The organism is Trichocoleus sp. FACHB-46, from assembly GCF_014695385.1.
Classification (GTDB): Bacteria; Cyanobacteriota; Cyanobacteriia; order FACHB-46; family FACHB-46; genus Trichocoleus.
In genome coordinates this window covers 74,672-93,554 of the sequence record NZ_JACJOD010000014.1, presented here as the reverse complement: position 1 = coordinate 93,554, position 18,883 = coordinate 74,672, and the positions used below count along the sequence as shown (strand labels likewise).

The window sequence follows — 18,883 nt, the reverse complement described above, 5'->3', positions numbered from 1 at the left end:
AGATCACAGGAGGTAGATGCTGACAGACTAGAGTTTGGCTTCTTCTCGGACCAGCTTATCCCAACCCAGGTCTTTCAGATTATTGTTCCGACGGAGGGGCCGAGTTACCAGTTCTAGGATGTCACGGGAGTTGGTAAAGCCGTGAATCTGGGCGAAAGTAAACTCCACAGACCATTTGGTATTGATGCCCCGCGCTTCCAGGGGATTGGCGTGGGCCATGCCAGTGATTACTAAGTCTGGTTTGAGTTCGTGAATCCGTTGAATCTGATTGTAGTTGTCAGGCTTTTCGACAATTCGGGGAGTTGGCACTCCCATTTCGTGACAAGTCTTCTCTAGTAGCGCCAGTTCAGCCGCTTGGTAGCGCTTGTCCATATAAGGAATGCCGATCTCTGGACAACTCATGCCACAGCGAATCAGGAAGCGAGCCAGAGAAATTTCTAGCAAATTGTCTCCCATAAAGAAGACAGATTTGCCCCGAATTAACTGGAGATAATCTTCCAAGCTGGCCCATATCTGAGCTTCCCGCTCGGCTAAACCTTGGGGTTCGATGCCGAAGACCGAGCAGATTTTTTCTAGCCAAGCCCTGGTGCCATCGGGACCAATGGGGAAGGGAGCGCCAATCAGCTTGCATTTGCGACGACGCATGAGTGTAGTAGCGGTGCGGCTGAGGAAAGGATTTACCCCAGACACGTAGTAGTTTTCTTCGATTACGGGCAGCTCGGTGTAACGTTTGGCAGGTAGCCAGCCACTGACTTTAATCCCTTGCCGCTTCAGCTCTAAGGTGAGTTGTGTAACGACAGGGTCAGGCAATGAGCCAAACAGAACGAGAGGAGGATGCTCGGCGTATTCCGATTCTTCGGCGGCGACTTCTTCTTTCTTGCGACCAAAGTTGAGCAGTTTGGCGATCGCATTTTGTTCATTTTTACCTGCTTCGGTCGTCGCAGGCTTGTCTGGGCAACGCTGAGCCATGGCCGCTAGAACAGTGTCTTCTCCTTGAGTAAAGGCGTAGTCCAACCCATTAGCCCGAGCCACCACAATCGGAATCCCGATTTCTGACTCTAGCCTAGGAGCCAAGCCTTCCAAGTCCATTTTGATGATTTCGGTGGTGCAAGTGCCGATCCAAACAATCACGCTGGGGTTGCGATCGCGCTTAATCTGATCGCACAAGCGCTTGAGTTCTTCGTAGTCGTTGAGCTGGGCCGAGATATCTCCTTCTTCTAGCTCTGCCATCGCATAACGAGGTTCGGCAAAGATCATCACACCCATCGCGTTCTGTAGGAAGTAGCCGCAGGTCTTGGTGCCAATGACCAGAAAGAAGCTATCTTCAATTTTTTGGTATAGCCAAGCCACGCAACTAATCGGGCAGAAGGTGTGATAGTTACCAGTTTCACACTCAAAATTGAGGGCTTGGGGCTGAGTATCAGCAAGGGTCATGAACGGTGTTCCTCTCCAGGGTTCTATTAATTTGGGGCGGCTGGTGCTTAAACCATCATTAGATCTAGTTCTTCGTCTTCTCTCTTAGGCGCTGGGGCGGGGTTGAGATAGAAATCGGACAATAGAGCAAACAGATCCCGATCAGGAGTATCGGTGGGTACGACACCTTCGGGTTGAGCCAAGATCTGGTCAGCAATGTTGAGGTAGTAGTCGCAGACAACGTTCAAGGAAGGATCGGACTCGGCCATCTCGAACAAAGTTTTGCCCTTGACTCGGGAAACCCGGATGTCTTCGATCAGAGGTAGCACTTCGAGTACAGGCATGGGCACTTCTTCAATGTACTTGTCAATCAAGTCGCGCTTGGAAGTCCGGTTGCCGATCAAGCCAGCGAGGCGCAGAGGGTGAGTTCTAGCTTTTTCTCGGACAGAAGCCGCAATCCGGTTTGCTGCAAATAAAGCGTCGAAGCCGTTGTCGGTCACGATTAGACAGTAGTCGGCATAGTTGAGAGGTGCCGCAAAGCCACCACAAACGACGTCGCCCAAGACATCAAACAAAATCACATCGTACTCATCAAAGGCGTTGAGTTCTTTCAACAGCTTGACGGTTTCACCTACGACGTAGCCACCGCAACCTGCCCCAGCGGGTGGACCACCAGCTTCCACGCAATCTACGCCACCATAGCCTTTGTAGATGACATCTTCTGGCCAAACATCTTCGTAGTGGTAGTCTTTGGCTTGCAGTGTGTCAATGATGGTGGGAATCAAAAAGCCCGTGAGGGTAAACGTGCTGTCGTGCTTTGGGTCGCAGCCAATTTGTAAAACCTTTTTACCGCGCTTGGCTAGAGCGGCTGAAATATTGCAGCTCGTCGTCGATTTGCCAATTCCGCCTTTGCCATAAACTGCTAGTTTCACGCCAGTCTCTCCTATAGCTTCGTATCAAAATCTGGGGGACGCATTGGCTGCACGGCGCTTGTTGTGACCGTGGAATGCGCTTTAGTCAACCTGTTGAATGCATTATTGTTGAACCTCCAAGGAAAAGAAAGGGGGTGTGGAGACATTTGGAGGCGTATAACGATGCTAGGAAGTCTTTAAGGTTCTGCAAGAGGGTTAAATCTGCCAGAACCTACTTCAAGGTTATAAAACCCCAATCAGACAATTTTATTAAATAATATTTATAGAAAGTGGAACAAAAAACAAAAAATGTTCTACTTCAATTTCTATGTAGAGAGGATTCAGACTCATTCAAACTGTGAGCGCTCTTAACCCACTCAATCTCTTCCCTAAAGCGCCAGAAATGACTGAGCGGCGATCGCGACACTCTAGGCTCCCTTTGTCTCTGCTTCAATGGCTTGAACCTGGAAACGCTTGAATACTCAGCAGTTTTAGTCAGCAGTGAACAATTGAGTGAAGGGCGATCGCCAACTTGAAATCAACCTGCGATAAGTACATATCCTCAGGCGAAAAAGACGAGACCAGGCAGTTTCAAGAGTTTTGTTAAATATGGTGAATTTTGCCCTGATCAGCCTCAAAGCTTTATCAAACGTCACATCGCATCTAATCCTCCAACAATATCCACAAAAAAATTGGGGTGAGTGAATCTCGCCCCAACTCGTAAAAATGACAAAGATGGTGATTACTTTTGTTCTGGGTGCTCGGTGTTGGGAGAAGGCAGACCCAGGCGATTAATGGCAGCAATCAGTTGGTACAAGCGGCCTAAATCGCGTTGATTGAAATACAAGGCCAATCTAGGCAAGTCGATTGTCTCGTCTGGAGCTTCTTGTGGCAGAGTTTTGCTTCTTTCGATGCGTCCCTTCACCAAAATGTCACTGAACTCTTCATTCAGCTTTTCTATATCTTTGTCCATCAACTCGGACTTGAGCCGAATGATCAGTAGACTCCCGACATAGCGGCTAGAGTGAAACACTCGATAGAAACTCGCGATCGCCTCACAAGCTAAATCTAGATCATCAGTAACCGTATACAAGCTGGGGTCTTCTGGACTAATTAAGCCTCGCTGTAGCAACTGCTTGTCAATGTATTCAGCCCAGCTCCGCCAATAATCTCCACCTGGGCGATCGATCAACACCAGAGGTACAGGAGCAGATTTACCAGTCTGACTGAGCGTCAAAGACTCAAAAGCTTCATCTTGCGTCCCAAAGCCACCCGGAAATAGCGCCAGAGCGTCACTTTCCTTTAAAAACACAAGCTTACGAGTAAAGAAATACTTGAAATAAACCAGCTTGGGATCGCCTTGGATGAAAGGGTTGGCTCCTTGCTCAAAAGGCAAATGAATGTTGAGGCCGAAAGATTGACCTACTCCCGCTCCTTCATTGCCTGCCTGCATAATGCCGCCGCCTGCTCCGGTGATCACCATGAAGCCTTGTTCTGTGATGCGACGGGCAAACTCAGCAGCCATTCGATACTCAACACTGTCGGGTTGAATCCGAGCAGACCCAAACATAGAAATTTTGCGAACGTGGCGGTAAGGATAGAAAGCCTTAAAGGCTCGTTCCATATCCTGTAAGGAAGCAGTCACAATCTTCCAATCCAAGCGGTCTACTTCACCCTCGGCCATCCGCATGATAGTGACCAAAGCTTGTTGAATTAACTCTCCCTGCTCATGTGTCGGCAGACGATTAATTAATTCAGTGAGATTGGTCTGGAGCGATGCAAGCTCGTTGAAAGATGACGAGGAGACCATGAATGCTTCTCAACTGGCGGCATTCTATTCTACCGAGATTCCCAGACGATTTGTACGTCCCAGAAGGAAGCTGAGGCCTGAGGGATCACGATAGGGATCAACGCTGGCGGCATAAAAATTAGCAAGAACGCACTAGAACTTGGTGCAGTCGCTAGGGCTGAAAAATATAAAAAAATGCAAAAAGCGCTTCGGCATTTACATCCCAAGCGCTGATATCAAGAGAAGGCTTAAGTTCTAAAACATCAAAGCAGACAAAGCTTCGTAAACCAGGCTATTGAATCAATTAAGACCTGAGATACAAAAGATTTCTCAACAAAATGGTTTGGCCCCACTTAGCTTAAAGATACTTTTCTAAAGTGTTCGCTAGGGTGGTCTTTGGTACAGCGCCAACTACCATATCCACTCGCTGCCCTCCCTTAAAAATCATTAGCGTTGGGATGCTGCGGATACCATATTGGCTAGCAACGCTAGGATTTTCATCGGTATTGACTTTGACGACCTTGATTTGCCCGTCGTACTGTTGGGCAATTTCGTCAACGACAGGAGCGACCATCCGACAAGGACCGCACCAAGGAGCCCAAAAATCGACTAAAACTGGAACTTCACTCTCAAGTACTTCTTGCTTAAAACTAGAATCCGTAACTTGTGCGGCTGCTGACATGCTCGGAAATCCTTGCCTACGTTGTTTTCCAAAATTTTATCATAGACAAAACAGTCCCCTTGGCTCTTAAAGCTTATACATTTAGGTAGAGATTCCAGGGCTCCAATCCTCAGAAAATCTTCCTTTAAAATTAAGAACCGCCCGAACGGTAAGTCCAGGCGGAGTGTGGTGTGAGGAGTGAACGGAAACATGCGTCTCCGCTACTTCTATTGTAAGCGACAGCTTTATTTTTTCCAGGGTTCCTGGGTAGAGACCGGAAAAGTTTTAAGAATTTGTTGGGAAGTAAAATTACTTGCCCATTCCTAGCTGTTGCGCTTTCTGATAAACCTTGCCTTCGGTGAGCAAAGAGGGAGCAATTACGACTTCAACTTGCTGCATTTCCTTGATGTTTTTAGCTCCTAAGGTGCCCATGCTGGTTTGCAAAGCACCGAGGAAGTTGTGAGTACCGTCATCAAGTTGGGCAGGACCACGGAGAATTTGCTCTAAGGTGCCTGTGGTGCCGACCCGAATTCGGGTTCCGCGTGGCAAGACGGGGCTAGGAGTCGCCATACCCCAGTGGAAACCGCGACCGGGTGCTTCAGCTGAGCGAGCAAAGGGAGAGCCAATCATCACCCCATCCGCACCGCAAGCAATACACTTACAGATGTCGCCACCTGTCACCAGTCCGCCATCCGCGATCACGGGGACGTAGTTGCCCGTTTCTTGGTAGTAGTCATCCCGCGCTGCGGCACAGTCGGCGATCGCGGTAACTTGAGGTACCCCTACACCCAGGACTCCCCGAGAAGTACAAGCCGCACCTGGACCAATGCCGACTAATACGCCTGCCGCCCCTGCTTTCATCAGGTTTAGGGCCACTTCATAGGTGACACAGTTGCCTAGAATCACAGGCATAGGCATTTCTTGGCAAAACTGAGCTAGATCCAGGGGCACAATGGACTCTGGAGATAGGTGGGCTGTAGAAACGACCGTTGCTTGAATAAAGAACAGGTCAGCGCCTGCTTTAGCCACAATCGAACCAAACTTGGCCGCTCCAGCGGGAGTTGCGCTAACCGCAGCAATACCGCCTTGGCTCTTAATTTCCTGAATTCGCTGCTCGATCAGCTCTGGCTTGATCGGCTCTGCGTAAAGCTCTTGCATCAGGGGAACAAACTCAGTGGTTCCTACCGAAGCGATTCTATCCAGAATGGGGTTGGGGTCGGCATAGCGGGTTTGAATGCCCTCTAGGTTCAATACACCCAACGCTCCCAACTGAGATAGGAGCACAGCCATTTTGACATCTACGACTCCATCCATCGCACTCGCAATGATTGGGATTTGCCGTTCGATGCCACCAATCTTCCAGCTTGTATCAGCCAAGCTTGGATCAAGCGTCCGCTGACCGGGCACTAACGCAATTTCGTCGAATCCGTATGCTCTACGAGCCGTCTTACCCCGCCCAAGTTGAATTTCCACGCTTCTATTTCTTCACAAGACCATTTGGACTAGACTACCAAATTTGGGTGAAGGATGGGTCTTGTCAGCGTTAAGGATTTGGTCTTTTTCGATTAAGGGTGTGGCGATCGCGTAATTTTGTCTGTCTATCCGGGAAAGCACTAAGCGGTTTTTAGTTTAACCCTGGACTATCTATTTCTTTGTCAAAAGCTAAAAGAACTTAACGATCAGCCTGCTGGCCGAAATTCTCAATCTTCAAAAGACTAATCTTGCTGGGTGTGGATGGTGGGCGATCGCAGGACAGAAGCAGCTCGTTACAATATAGATAGAAGCGTAGAGGTTCGATGATTCGGACTCGCTAAGTTTAAGATTATTTAATCAATTCCCAGTCACCCATTCGTTGAGACTCGGCACTCAGACTTTGATTCAAGCTGAAACTTTAGACCTTTTAGAATGGCCGCGCCTGTGCCAACATTTATCGACCTTTGCGGCTACCAAGTTAGGGGCGATCGCAGCGCGACACCTCACCATTCCCACTACATTAGATGAAAGTTTAGGGTTGCTGGCCCAAACCAAAGAAGTTTATCAACTAGAAAGTCGCCTCACATCGGGGCTTTCGTTTGAGGGCATTAGTGATATTGGGGAGGCGCTAGAACGGGCAGAGCGCCAAGGGCTATTGACTGGAGAAGAACTGTTTGCGATCGCGACGACATTGGCAGGAGCGCGTAACCTCCGCCGCGTGATCGACAACCAGACGGATGTGCCCGTCTTAACTGAGTTAGTGGCAGAACTACGAACTTATCCAGAATTAGAACAGGAAGTTCACCGCTGCATTGACGAGCGCGGCAAGGTGATGGACCGAGCTAGCCCCAAATTGGGCGAAATTCGCGAGCAGCAAAAGCAGGTGCGCGATCGTGTCTATCAAATGTTGCAAAACATTTTGCAACGGCAATCAAATGCGGTGCAGGAACAGTTGATTACGCAGCGGAGCGATCGCTTTGTACTTCCGGTGAAAGCGCCGCAGAAAGACGCGATTCCGGGCATTATTCATGACACTTCTATGAGTGGGGCGACGCTGTATGTCGAGCCTCATTCCACGGTGCAGTTGAATAACCAGTTGCGGCAATTGCTGCGGAGAGAACAGGCGGAAGAAGAAGCGGTACGCCAAGTGCTGACGACTCAGGTGGCTGAAGTTAAAGCAGATTTGGAACGGTTATTGGCGATCGCGACCACCCTCGACCTAGCCACAGCCCGCGCCCGCTACAGCTTATGGTTGCAAGCCAACCCACCCCGCTTTGTCGATCGAGTGGCAGGGGAAAACGTGACGTTGCGAAACTTGCGCCATCCACTTCTGGTCTGGCAACAACAGCACGAACAAGGGCGAGCCGTAGTCCCCATCGATCTAATGATTCGGCCCCAAATTCGTGTGGTCGCCATCACCGGACCCAACACGGGCGGTAAGACCGTGACGCTGAAAACCTTGGGCTTAGCGGCTTTGATGGCGAAGGTGGGGCTGTTTATCCCGGCTCGCGAACCTGTAGAAATTCCTTGGTTTGACCAGGTTCTGACTGACATTGGCGATGAGCAGTCGATTGAGCAAAGTCTTTCCACGTTTTCTGGGCACATTCGTCGCATTAGTCGCATTCTTGAGGCCATGACTGAGCGATCGCTGGTGCTGCTTGATGAAGTCGGCGCAGGCACCGATCCTTCTGAGGGCAGTGCCCTAGCAGTAGCTTTGTTGAAATACTTGGCGGATCAAGCTCAACTGGCGATCGCGACCACTCACTTCGGCGAACTCAAAGCTCTGAAGTACCAAGACGATCGGTTTGAAAATGCCGCCGTTGAGTTTGATGATGTATCGCTCTCACCCACGTACCGTTTACTGTGGGGCATTCCTGGCCGCTCGAATGCTTTGACGATCGCTCGCCGTCTCGGTTTAAAGGCAGAAATCACCACCCAAGCCCAGCAATATGTGGGTGGCGCGTCCGAAGAGGTAAACGAGGTAATTGCGGGTCTAGAAGCGCAGCGCCGACAGCAAGAAACCAAAGCTCAAGAAGCGTCCCAACTGCTAGAGCAAGCAGAACGGTTGCATCGCCAAGTTTCTCAGAAAGCAACGGCACTCCAAGAGCGGGAACGGGATCTTCAACTGGCCCAAGAACGAGCGGTACAAGACGCGATTGCCCAAGCCAGAGGGGAAATTGCCCAGGTAATTCGGCAGTTGCAGCAAGGCCCCATGACCGCCCAGGAAGCGCAAAAAGCCACCAACGCGCTGAATGAGATTGCGGGTCGCCGTCTGCCCTCGAAACAGAAGCCAGCACCACCCAAGCCTGCTTTCCGTCCCCAAGTGGGCGATCGCATTCGGATTCCCCGCTTAGGTCAGACCGCCGACGTCCTTAGCGGTCCTGATGACGATGGCGAGCTGACCGTGCGGTTTGGCTTGATGAAAATGACAGTGAAGCTCCAGGATGTCGAATCGCTGGACGGGCAAAAGCCAGAAATAGTAGCCAAACCCAAACCAGCTCCAGAACCTGCTCCGGTAGAGGTAAAGCCTGCTCCGGTGATTCGCACCTCTCGCAATACCGTAGATATTCGAGGCAGTCGTGTGGCCGACTCGGAAGCCACCCTTGAAGCAGCGATTAGAGAGGCTCAAAGTCAGGGAACCGTGTGGATTATTCATGGTCATGGCACTGGCCGTTTACGCCAAGGCGTGCATGAATTTCTCAAGCACCATCCCCAAGTCGAGCGGTTTGAACTAGCTGAACAAGCGGAAGGCGGTTCAGGCGTAACGGTTGCCTATCTCAAATGAAGGTAGACCATTCAGTTAGTAAAATTGCAACAGCTCAGGAGCATTTCTGCGATCGCAGCGGTCTATCTTAGGAAAGAGGCGGACTGGATCTGTCTCTATCCAAGAGGGTGATTGGATTGCGTCAGGCTACTCGTTAGACTAGCTAAAATGGCCCTTAAACCCTCGCATTCCTATTTTCTCCTGTCAGGTAAAAGTTAAGAGCTTTACCTGATGCCCCAGTCTTGTTTCAAGACCTGTAACCGTCTGCTTGTGTCTTGCCCCGTTCTCTATCCTGAAGATATGCGCTCCACCGTTAAGCCGCCTGCTTCATCTCAATGGGAAGAGTTTCCCCTACCCTCCCAACCTGACTCTGGACAACTGGACAATATCAAAGCTCATCTGGACTTGATATTGCTGGCCCTAGAGGCGTTGGCAGGGATTGGTTCTGAGGCCATGCTGCAAGCAGCCACAGATCTAAACCTAGAAGAGATGGTGAGCGATCGCGTGGCTCTATGGCGGTTGCGGCAGTCGAGTCCGCTACGTAAGGGCCAGGGGGGGCGCAAGAAGTTGGATGTTGAGGAGGCGCGATCGCTCGTTTTAATTAGTTGTCACCTGGCCAAACAGCACCAAGAATTAATTCGTCGGGCTGTGGCGCTACTCGAACAACTCACAGAACAAAACAAGGAACCTCACCAAGCGGCGCTTCTAGGAGATTATTTAGACAAATTCAATAACACCTATCAGGAGCGCATGGAAGAAGGGGAAGACACGCCACCCGACATCCTGACTCACTTGGCGCTCAAGCTGCTGATCGACCTCTTGTTCTACGGTGCGCCTGGTGGCCCTCGTCGTTTCTGGCTAGCCCTCTTGGATCGTTCACGGGATGGCGTAGCCGCTGTCTAACCCTATGGGTTAGCACCCTTACTTCACTCAGTTCCGATTGCCTAGCCTACTCCGACGCATTCCAGAACCACCCATGCCTTTTTTGTCTACCTCAGTCCTGCGACGGTATACTCCGCCCACCTGCACCCTAGAAATCGTTGCCAATGATTCGCCATTGTCTCGTTGGGCAGGTCGTCCACTCCTGAGAAAACTGCGATTTCATCTGAGTTTGGATGACCCTCGTTTGACAGACTCTGAGCAGGTTTCTTTACGGGGCGATCGCTTTCAGCTAGATGAACTGTCTGATGCGGTGAGTGCCTACGTTCAAGACTTTCTCAAGCAATCGCCCGCTTTGATCAGTGCCGGGGGGCGATCGTCAGTCGCAACCTTGGAAGCACCACCATTAATTTCTCCTCCGATCGATCTCAATGCTGCGAGATCAGCGAGGACTGCGGCGCTGAGCGTCATCGAGCCAGAACCGGATGCCCTCTCAACTGAGCAATCTGGTGAGCTAGCCAGTGCGGCGGAGGCAGCGGCTCCCTCGGCTCCATTGGTGCTTGAGTCACCCAGAATTTTTCTGGAACCACAAGGGCTTCTGTCTCACAGACTTCACCTAGGCTCTCTAGCCAGTGGATTGTCTAGACCATTCATCACGTTAAGCGCCACTCAATTGGCTGACTTAGCCACTGCATTAGATGAATATGCGGCAGATGCGATGGCGCTGCCCGAGCTGAATCAACGTAGCTGGGTTCCAGTTCTGCCAGCTTGGGCACCTACGGCTGCGGCTGTTTTGCTAACCGCTGGTGTGACTGCTGGAGTAGTTAAGAGTCTGGATCAACCGACGCCTGAACTAAAAACAGCGGTCTCCCTTTCGACCCCTCAAGCGACCGGGCAGCAAGCAATGGTGCCAGGACAAGTAGCAACTGGACCTTTAGGTGTTCCTGCCCCTCCTCAAATGGTGCCGCCACCGCCACCCGCAGGAGCGCTCAAGTCAGGATTGCCGATTGTGCCAGTACCGGATACGGCTGCTCCGAATGCGATCGCTCTGGCTCCAGTGCCGCCCGCTCCAGCAGGTGCTAGTTCAAATCCTGCACCTACTACCAATAAGCCGATCGCCTCAATTCCGGTAGAGTCTGGACCAGTGGCTCTAGCACCCCAAGCTGAATCCGCGCCACAGTTTGAACTGGAAAATGTGCCGGAGGCAGAACCTGTGCCGCCACCACCAGCAGCAGCAAAGCTTCCAACCCTAGATGCAGCTCGCAATGCCGCAGCGCCAGAGGCAGCAGGTGAAACTGCTCGTTCGGGTGCAGAGGCGGCTCAAGCTCCTGCGGCTGACGTAGCTGCTGGTTCTGCGTTTGATAGCATTCCTCAAGTAGCCGAAGTGAGAAGTTACTTTGAGGAGCGTTGGCAACCACCAGAAGGATTGACCCAGACGCTAGAGTACACGCTTCTGATTGGGGCAGATGGCTCAATTCAGCGCATCGTTCCTTTAGGCCAATCGGCAGGAGACTACATCGATCGCACGGGAATGCCTTTAGTCGGTGAGGCTTTTGTAACTCCGATTCAGGGAGGCCAATCTCCACGAGTTCGAGTGGTGTTAAGCCCAGATGGACAGGTCCGCACTTTCTTAGAATGAAGCTAAGCTATGGCTTGCGAAGTAAAGGCAGTGCTTTCCCTAACCCAGGCAGGCTAATACCGTCTATGCTTTTGTGTGCACTTCAGGAACTGCCCTTGTGATTCATGTAGCTGTTGTTTGAATTGATACGTTGAGCCACAAAGCCAATTGAATTACAAGGGGCGATCAGTAAACTATGCAAGATATGGGACCTCAAGTTCACAGCCCAGGCTGGCTTATTCAGTCTTGGGCATCTTTTGCTCTCGCAATTTCTGCAACAGCCATCGGCATTGCTTATCTGCCCGTAGATAACTGGACTAAAGGGTTTATGGGCATGGGCCTAACCTTCTCGGTTGGATCTACATTCAGCGTTGCTAAAACTACCCGTGACTCCCATGAGGCGAGAAAGCTAGCTTACAAACTAGATGAAGCAAGGGCAGAAAAGTTGCTCAAAGAACATCACCCCCTCGTTTAGGCTGAATGCTGCTCCAAGCCCAGATAAGCATAAAAAATAAGCAAGGGTAACTAGACACCCTTGCTTATTTTTAACTCTTTAGGCGATCGCCCAATCAACGCTAACAAATCACTTACGGCGAATTCTCAGCTTTTGACGGCGACGATTGGTAGCAATCACAGCCCGGTCAACTGGAAAACCGGGAAGTGGTATGACTTGATACTTCCGTTCTTCTTCTAGCTGCCTGAGTTCGGTGTAGTCTACCCAATGAATGCAGTCTACGGGACAAGTATCGATCGCTTCTTGAACAATGTCTTCCGGATCGCCATCCTGACGAATTACTCGCGATCGCCCATAATCTGGCTCGATATAGAAGGTATTTCGTGCCACATGAGCACAATGCTTACAGCCGATGCAGGTAATCTCATCAACGTAGACTCCCTTCTGCCTAAAGCTGCCGCCCAGTTCTGGCTCCAGACCAGAGCGTTCAGCAGCGTCCCGCCAGTGACCACCGAGTTCTGGTTCAAAACCAGTCCGCAAGTTTGCTTGGCCTTCACCTCCCACATGCGAACTGTTAGGGTCTGCGAAAGGTGAAGGAAAGTCAGACATTACGCACTCCAGCGCTGTAGCACTAAGCGAACTGAACCGTCTTCATTTTGTTGTTGCTCAGCAACTTGAAACCCCGATTGCGCCCCTTCCTTGACAATGGTGTGGTAGGCGTAGCGCTGCGTCACTTTGTTGAGGAAGCGATCGACAGACCAATTTTGTTGCCAAAACTGCAAATCTGCCACTAACTCGTAGGCACTGCCGTTCCAGCTAAAACCAATGTCGTAACCATTCTTCTGTTCAATAGTAAGATCAGCCGTGGTGGTTTGCCCACGGTATCCTCTAACAGCCTGAGGACCAGACTTCCAGTCAACTCCTAGATCGCTCAATGCTGCTTGTAAGGAGGTGAGGTTGCGGATTTGAGTTTTAATTTGGCTAAAGTGTGACATAGTTTTTTGTCAAAAAATTAAACAAGGACAAAACTGAATAAACAACTTACCACTCACTAAAAGTAGCCTGAGTGGATACCGTCGTAGCCTGTTGCACCGTTGTAGCAAAAAACTCTGAGGTCGCCTCATGGCTGAGTACCTGCCCTAGCTGAGCTTCAATGGCTGCGGTAACTTCAGCACAAGAGGCACCAACAATCCCGGTTACTTTTTCCAGGACCCGACCATCTGGGTAAATCACAAACTCCAATGTTTCCATGCTTTGGCTGAGGGCTGTAGGGTGATTTAGGTAGGAGCGCGTTCAGGGGTCACTAAGACGCTGCATTATTAAATGTTTATATGATTTTAAGAGAAGGGACCTCAGTTAGCCACTGGGCTGAATTTTTATTAACCGAGATATAAAGAGTTGAAGCTTAACGAAACTTGTTATTTGAAGTGAGCTTTACCCCAGTAACTGTCAGTTTCGCTTAACTCTCCAAACCAGTCAAGGGAGAGCGAGACCGCAAAATTAAGGTTTACAAAAATATAAAATCATTTCTAATGTTTCTGCTCTTCCGCCTATGGGTTGATCTAACACCTAAATAACCCAGGATAATGAGAGTCTAATTTGATTCATGTAATCGGTAATGAGCGAAGCGCAAGCGACAAATTTGAACTATTCTCCATCCAGTTTTTCGTCTGTAAAGGCACCCATTCGAGTTGGAATCCTTGGCTTTGGCGGATTGGGTCAGGCAGCGGCTAGAGTTCTCGCTCCTAAACAAGAGATGCTCTGGGTCGCAGTAGCCGACCAAAAGGGATACGCCTATGCATCTGAAGGGTTATCTCCGCAGCAATGTATCACGACATATCAGGCTGAAGGTTCTATTGGATACCTAGAAACTGGAGGTGTGCTGAGTAATAACAGCATTGCTGACTTGATTCAACAGGTAGGTAACGTCGATGGCTACTTCTTAGCGTTACCAAACTTGCCCAACACATTTATGGCTTCTGTGGCACGGCAGTTTATCGCAGCAGGTTGGCAAGGGGTGCTGGTGGATGCGATCAAGCGCACTAGTGCCGTAGAACAGCTCTTAGGCATGCAAGCGGAATTGCAAGCGGCAGGAATTACCTACATGACAGGATGTGGAGCGACTCCTGGCTTATTGACGGCGGGTGCGGCTTTAGCAGCCCAAAGTTATGCGGAAATTCACAGCGTCAAAATTACTTTTGGGGTAGGGATTGCTAACTGGGAAGCCTATCGAGCAACCGTGCGAGAAGACATCGCCCATCTGCCTGGCTACAACGTCGAAAAAGCGAGAGCCATGACCGATGCCGAGATAGAAACCCTGTTGGACCAAACCAATGGTCTAATTACGCTAGAAAATATGGAACATGCTGATGATGTGATGTTGGAGCTGGCAGGCATCTGCCCTCGCGATCGCGTCACTGTGGGAGGCGTAGTTGATACTCGTAACCCCAAGAAGCCCCTTAGCACTAATGTCCAAGTGACGGGACGAACCTTTGAGGGCAAAATCTCAACTCACACCTTTACTTTAGGAGATGAAACCAGCATGGCTGCTAATGTCTGCGGTCCCGCCTTCGGTTATCTCAAAGCTGGGTTTAATCTGCGTCAGCGTGGGATCTACGGATTGTTGAGTGCTGCGGAAGTGATGCCGCAATTTGTGCGATAACAACTTCGGGTGATTACTTCAGTCTTTGAATCATTTACACTAGGAAAATTGATTTTTGCCATATACAAAGTCAATTTTTCTAGTTCTTTGCTGTAGCATTGCTCATCCTCTGGGGCTGAAAGCCTTGAGGGGTGTAACACCGTGGTAGTTCCAGCCTGAATACGTAAGAATCATTACCTTGGTGAGGACCTATGAGTTCTGGCCAAGTTGGGATGGTTTGGCAAAGAACTACAAATAGCAATGACGCCCCCTTCAATTCCTGTAGGAACGCTGTTACGGCAACGGTACGCAATTCAGCAAGTTTTAGGTCAAGGTGGATTTAGCCGGACTTATTTAGCGCTGGACGTGGAACGTTTTAATGAACCTTGCGTGTTGAAGGAGTTGGCGGTACCGCAGCAAGATGGAGCTTTATTGGCAAAAGCCGAGGCCCTGTTTCAGCGAGAAGCTACGGTACTCTACCAAATTCAGCATTCGCAAATTCCTCGGTTTCTAGCCGCTTTTGAGGATAATCAACGTTTATTTTCTGTGCAAGAGTTTGTGGATGGTCAAACTTACCGTCATCTTTTGCAAGAGAGAAAAACGCAGGGAAAAGTGTTTTCAGAGCTAGAAGTCTTGCAGTTTCTTAGTCATCTGTTACCAGTTTTGACCTACATTCACGATCGCAACATTATTCATCGTGATATTTCTCTCGAAAATATTATTTTACGGCTGCGACCTAGCCGAGCTGAAGAGGTGGCTGCTAACTCTACTCTGGGTTTGCCCATCCTGATTGATTTTGGGGCGGTCAAATCGGTTGCTAATTACCTCTATACTGCTTTTCCTTCGTTCTCCACTTCTTCTTATCCTTCGGAGATTACCTGTGTAGGCAAAGCAGGCTACGCACCTCCAGAGCAGTTACAAACGGGCAAGGTACATCCTCATAGCGATTTATATGCTTTAGCTGCCACTAGCTTAGTTTTGTTAACTGGCAAAGAACCCAAGACTTTGCTGGATAGCGGCACCTTAAACTGGCAGTTGCGCCCCTATGCGCAGATTAGCGATCGCTTTGAAGCCATTTTGTACAAGATGCTGTCGTTACGTCCAGGCGATCGGTACCAGTCTGCTCAAGCAGTGCTTACTGAACTGCAACCTCTGCTAGAAACGGCTGTACCGACGACCCAGCTAAATTCCGGGGCCAATGTTGCAGCTTCTGCCGCCGTTATTGCGGGTTCATCCATTCTGTCGTCCAAGTTAAGCCAGGCTATGAGTGGCGATCGCCCCTTCGTACAATTTGGAGCTGCTAACCAAAATAAAACTTTGAAAGGTTCCAAAAAATGGCACCGCTGGATCGGCGTGAGTGTTGGCATTGCCATCACGCTGCTGTTAGCGCTAACGGTACCAGTGCTGTGGCGCTTGACCGTAGCAGGTGGACCACAGCGCAATGAGGTTTGGGTGTCTGGGGCTCGGATTCCTCAATCGGAAGCTTCTCAAATCATTGGCTCTAAGCAAGATGCCAATGCCACTTCATCTAGAACGAATCAGGCTGAACCGATTCAATTTGATTCAGGAGCTATTTCCAGCGTCATCCAGGGCAACTTACAAAACCAACCGTTGAAATCCTATGTTCTTAGAGCCGCGCAAGGTCAAATTATGACAGTGGCCCTGACTGGACCTGAGGTGACAATGAACTTACTAAGGTCTGATCAACAAGGCATTGATGCGGCTGCTTACGCCACTCAGAGCTGGACGGGTCAGTTGCCCAAAGATGACGACTACTTAATCCAAGTGGTTGGTGGTGGGGCTTACAAGCTAGAAGTAGCGATTACACCGCTAAGCCAGGCGATCGCAGTCTCTACCCAAGCGATCGCTCGCATTACAATTGCTCCTGGGGCAACGGGCGCTAAAGTTGCCGGAAGCGTTGTTCCAGAACAGCCCCGCCGATACTTATTAGCGGCTAGGCGAGGCCAAACAGGAGTAGTTAAGGTGATACAAGGGTCGGTTCGTATCCAGGCGATCGCACCCAATGGTCAGTCTATCGGTAACTTGAATGGGCAACAGCCGCAAGTTTGGCGCGGCAAATTTCCTGCCGATGGAGACTATACACTCGAAATTTCGTCTCTCAAGCCTGAAAAGTTTACGATCTCCCTGCAATTTCTCTAAGGTAGCCGCGAGCTGCAAACTCGCACTCATTCTTCCAGATTTAAGCTGCTAGAAGTTTCAGGCTCTCCTGCCTCCTCTACCTCATTCACGCTGCCAAGCGATTGATTCACGAAAGGTAGCGTAGCCCCTGTAAGGCCACGCTTGATTCTGGCTGGTGTTTCATCAAAAGTGATAAACAGAGGATGAACAGCTTCCGCTCCCTCATTCAAAATATGTTCATAGCGTGGCGGCATGAGCCATTCATACCCGCGATCGAGCCATACTTGAGTTTGTCGCCAACGTCCCAATAAGGTAGAAAAGTCTTCTTGAGGGCGATGAATAAAGACTAAAATCTCAACTCCCGTTTTAATCTTCCATTCTGGATCACACATCATAATGGCTACCTCACAAGGCAGCCGAACTAATTCCTTAACCCTGGGACGAGCCTGACTATAATCAGCAGCATTATGCTCTTGAAATTGCTCAGCTTGGTTTACCCTGATTAAGGGTAAAGGAATAGTGATAATGCTCTCTTCGGAACGGCGCATGCTAGGCACCATTTCTAAGTAAGGCCGATGCTGTTTTAATAGAGCGATCGCTGCTAGCTGGTTACTGTACTCAGCTAATAGCTCTTCGTAATGAGATGGTTTAATCGCCATAACTTTATTAAACTTTTGGAGTAAGCAATAGACCTTTTCTGTATTGTACCTAGGCTTAAAAGTTCAGAGTTCAATGTTTCGAAAGTAGCATTGTCTAAATCAACATTGCCTGAATCAATGCTAGTGAGAACTTGTACTAGCTGAACCATCCTTAATTCAGACTCTCCTAGCTACAAAGAAACCCCCTACTAAAGAGCAGAGGGTTTAGAGAAACTGAAAGTCAAAGCCTTTTAATGTTTAGCCAATGCTTTCGAAAACCTTGAACATAGGCAGATACATGGAAAGCAGAATCGAACCTACCATGCCTCCTAAGAACATGATCATAATCGGTTCCATAATGCTGGTTAGAGCTTTTACTGCCTGCTCCACCTCATCCTCATAAAAGTCAGCGACTTTCATCAGCATTTTGTCAACTTCCCCAGTTTCTTCCCCAATGCTAATCATCTGAATAGCCATGATTGGGAAGACTTGTTCTCTCTGGAGAGCAATGCTAATCATGCCGCCTGTTTGAATTTCTCTCCGAGCTTCATCAATCGCATTAGAAACGACTTGGTTACCCGCCGTATCTCTCACAATCTCTAGAGCTGTAAGAATGGGCACTCCAGAGCGGGTTAAGGCTCCGAAAGTACGGCAAAAGCGAGCAGTTGCAGTCTTCTGAATCAAGTCGCCAAACAAAGGTGCTTTCAGGGACAAGCGATCGATAGTTTCGCGACCTGCCCGTGTTTTGTAGTACTGCTTATAGGCAAAACTAAGGCCAAAGAGAATCAGAATTAGGCCTACAACGTACTGGGGAGTTCTTAGGAATTTACTAATAGCGAGCATAGCTTGGGTAAAAGCTGGCAGCTCTGTTCCTAATTCCTCAAAGATAGAAGCAAAGGTTGGTAAGAGGAAAACGGTCATACCAATAAAAATAACCGTTGCCAAAACACCGACGGTTACAGGATAAGCCATTGCTGACTTAATCTGGTTTTGCAACCGAGCAATATCTTCTAGAAGTTTAGCTAGACGATTGAGTACCTCGTCGAGTACACCGCCTACCTCACCTGCTTGCACCATGCTGACGTACAACATATCAAAGCACTGGGGATGCTTACGCATTGCATCCGATAGATTAGTACCTTGCTGTACGTCTCCATTAATTTCTAGAAGTGATGCTTTGAGTTTGGGATTTGTGCATTGCTCAGATAGCACACCCAAACTACGAACCATTGCCACCCCAGCATTCACAAGCGCAGCAAACTGTCGGGAGAAAACGGCCTTATCTTTGACTGAAACGCTCGTGAAAGCAAGCTGAAACTTCTGAAGGTCAATCTTACTAAGGTCAAGGCTCTTGTCCTCCTTAAGGTCTTGGACCACAAAGCCTTGTTCTCTTAACGTAGAACGAGCTTCACCCGGAGAATTTGCAGTGATTTTTTGTTTTTTGGCATTTCCTCTGGCATCACGTGCACTGGCAATGTAAGTAGGCATAGTGCAAATCTGGCT

Annotated in this window: 16 protein-coding genes; 6 read left to right on the top strand and 10 right to left on the bottom strand. The window is 49.4% G+C overall.

The genetic code is table 11. The annotated features are described in order from the left end of the window. Positions 1–27: 27 nt before the first annotated feature. From H6F72_RS10760 to H6F72_RS10740, 5 genes are all read right to left on the bottom strand, one after another. Complete coding sequence (locus H6F72_RS10760) at positions 28–1,434, bottom strand: ferredoxin:protochlorophyllide reductase (ATP-dependent) subunit N (RefSeq protein ID WP_190434588.1); 1,407 nt, start codon at positions 1,432–1,434, stop codon at positions 28–30. A 47-nt stretch (positions 1,435–1,481) separates the two neighbouring features. Further along, positions 1,482–2,345, bottom strand: coding sequence for a ferredoxin:protochlorophyllide reductase (ATP-dependent) iron-sulfur ATP-binding protein (bchL, locus tag H6F72_RS10755; protein WP_190434586.1), 864 nt, complete (start codon positions 2,343–2,345; stop codon positions 1,482–1,484). A gap of 721 nt (positions 2,346–3,066) precedes the next feature. Further along, the gene (locus tag H6F72_RS10750; protein ID WP_190434583.1) at positions 3,067–4,134 is read right to left on the bottom strand and encodes an LOG family protein; all 1,068 of its coding nucleotides are present in this window, start codon (positions 4,132–4,134) and stop codon (positions 3,067–3,069) included. A 337-nt stretch (positions 4,135–4,471) separates the two neighbouring features. Beyond that, positions 4,472–4,795 carry a thioredoxin gene (trxA, locus tag H6F72_RS10745; RefSeq protein ID WP_190434580.1) on the bottom strand — a complete coding sequence of 108 codons (324 nt, stop codon included), beginning with the start codon at positions 4,793–4,795 and terminating at the stop codon, positions 4,472–4,474. 288 nt (positions 4,796–5,083) lie between these two features. After that, positions 5,084–6,247, bottom strand: coding sequence for a GuaB3 family IMP dehydrogenase-related protein (locus H6F72_RS10740; RefSeq protein WP_190434577.1), 1,164 nt, complete (start codon positions 6,245–6,247; stop codon positions 5,084–5,086). 379 nt (positions 6,248–6,626) lie between these two features. Here H6F72_RS10740 and H6F72_RS10735 point away from each other — a divergent pair, with 379 nt between their 5' ends. From H6F72_RS10735 to H6F72_RS10720, 4 genes are all read left to right on the top strand, one after another. Beyond that, positions 6,627–9,032, top strand: a complete 2,406-nt coding sequence (locus tag H6F72_RS10735) for an endonuclease MutS2 (protein ID WP_370527477.1) — start codon at positions 6,627–6,629, stop codon at positions 9,030–9,032. 210 nt (positions 9,033–9,242) lie between these two features. Then, positions 9,243–9,914, top strand: a complete 672-nt coding sequence (locus H6F72_RS10730; RefSeq protein WP_370527476.1) for a DUF3038 domain-containing protein — start codon at positions 9,243–9,245, stop codon at positions 9,912–9,914. 73 nt (positions 9,915–9,987) lie between these two features. Further along, a complete protein-coding gene (locus H6F72_RS10725) occupies positions 9,988–11,529 on the top strand; it encodes a DUF4335 domain-containing protein (protein ID WP_190434570.1) in 1,542 nt (513 codons plus the stop codon). Between the two features lie 175 nt (positions 11,530–11,704). Then, positions 11,705–11,983 carry a YiaA/YiaB family inner membrane protein gene (locus H6F72_RS10720; protein WP_190434567.1) on the top strand — a complete coding sequence of 93 codons (279 nt, stop codon included), beginning with the start codon at positions 11,705–11,707 and terminating at the stop codon, positions 11,981–11,983. A 108-nt stretch (positions 11,984–12,091) separates the two neighbouring features. On the opposite strand, the gene H6F72_RS10715 is transcribed toward H6F72_RS10720, so the two are convergent. Genes H6F72_RS10715 through H6F72_RS10705 form a run of 3 tightly spaced genes read right to left on the bottom strand, consistent with a single transcriptional unit; the run spans position 12,092 to position 13,213 of the window. Continuing rightward, entirely contained in the window at positions 12,092–12,571 is a 480-nt protein-coding gene (locus H6F72_RS10715; protein ID WP_190434564.1) for a ferredoxin, read from the bottom strand. Further along, on the bottom strand, positions 12,571–12,957 hold the full coding sequence (locus tag H6F72_RS10710) for a DUF1257 domain-containing protein (protein WP_190434562.1): 387 nt from the start codon (positions 12,955–12,957) through the stop codon (positions 12,571–12,573). The genes H6F72_RS10715 and H6F72_RS10710 overlap by 1 nt, the downstream gene beginning before the upstream one ends. Positions 12,958–13,003: 46 nt before the next feature. Further along, positions 13,004–13,213 carry a DUF2997 domain-containing protein gene (locus H6F72_RS10705; protein ID WP_190434558.1) on the bottom strand — a complete coding sequence of 70 codons (210 nt, stop codon included), beginning with the start codon at positions 13,211–13,213 and terminating at the stop codon, positions 13,004–13,006. Positions 13,214–13,580: 367 nt separating this feature from the next. Between H6F72_RS10705 and H6F72_RS10700 the strand changes: the two genes are divergently transcribed. Then, positions 13,581–14,624 carry a saccharopine dehydrogenase-like oxidoreductase gene (locus H6F72_RS10700; protein ID WP_199299025.1) on the top strand — a complete coding sequence of 348 codons (1,044 nt, stop codon included), beginning with the start codon at positions 13,581–13,583 and terminating at the stop codon, positions 14,622–14,624. A gap of 240 nt (positions 14,625–14,864) precedes the next feature. After that, the gene (locus H6F72_RS10695) at positions 14,865–16,763 is read left to right on the top strand and encodes a serine/threonine-protein kinase (protein ID WP_190434556.1); all 1,899 of its coding nucleotides are present in this window, start codon (positions 14,865–14,867) and stop codon (positions 16,761–16,763) included. Positions 16,764–16,789: 26 nt separating this feature from the next. Here the strand turns inward: H6F72_RS10695 and H6F72_RS10690 are convergent, their stop codons facing one another. Both H6F72_RS10690 and H6F72_RS10685 read right to left on the bottom strand, forming a co-directional pair. Then, a complete protein-coding gene (locus H6F72_RS10690) occupies positions 16,790–17,401 on the bottom strand; it encodes a hypothetical protein (protein WP_190434552.1) in 612 nt (203 codons plus the stop codon). 237 nt (positions 17,402–17,638) lie between these two features. Further along, the gene (locus H6F72_RS10685; RefSeq protein WP_190434549.1) at positions 17,639–18,868 is read right to left on the bottom strand and encodes a type II secretion system F family protein; all 1,230 of its coding nucleotides are present in this window, start codon (positions 18,866–18,868) and stop codon (positions 17,639–17,641) included. Between the last annotated feature and the right edge of the window lie 15 nt (positions 18,869–18,883).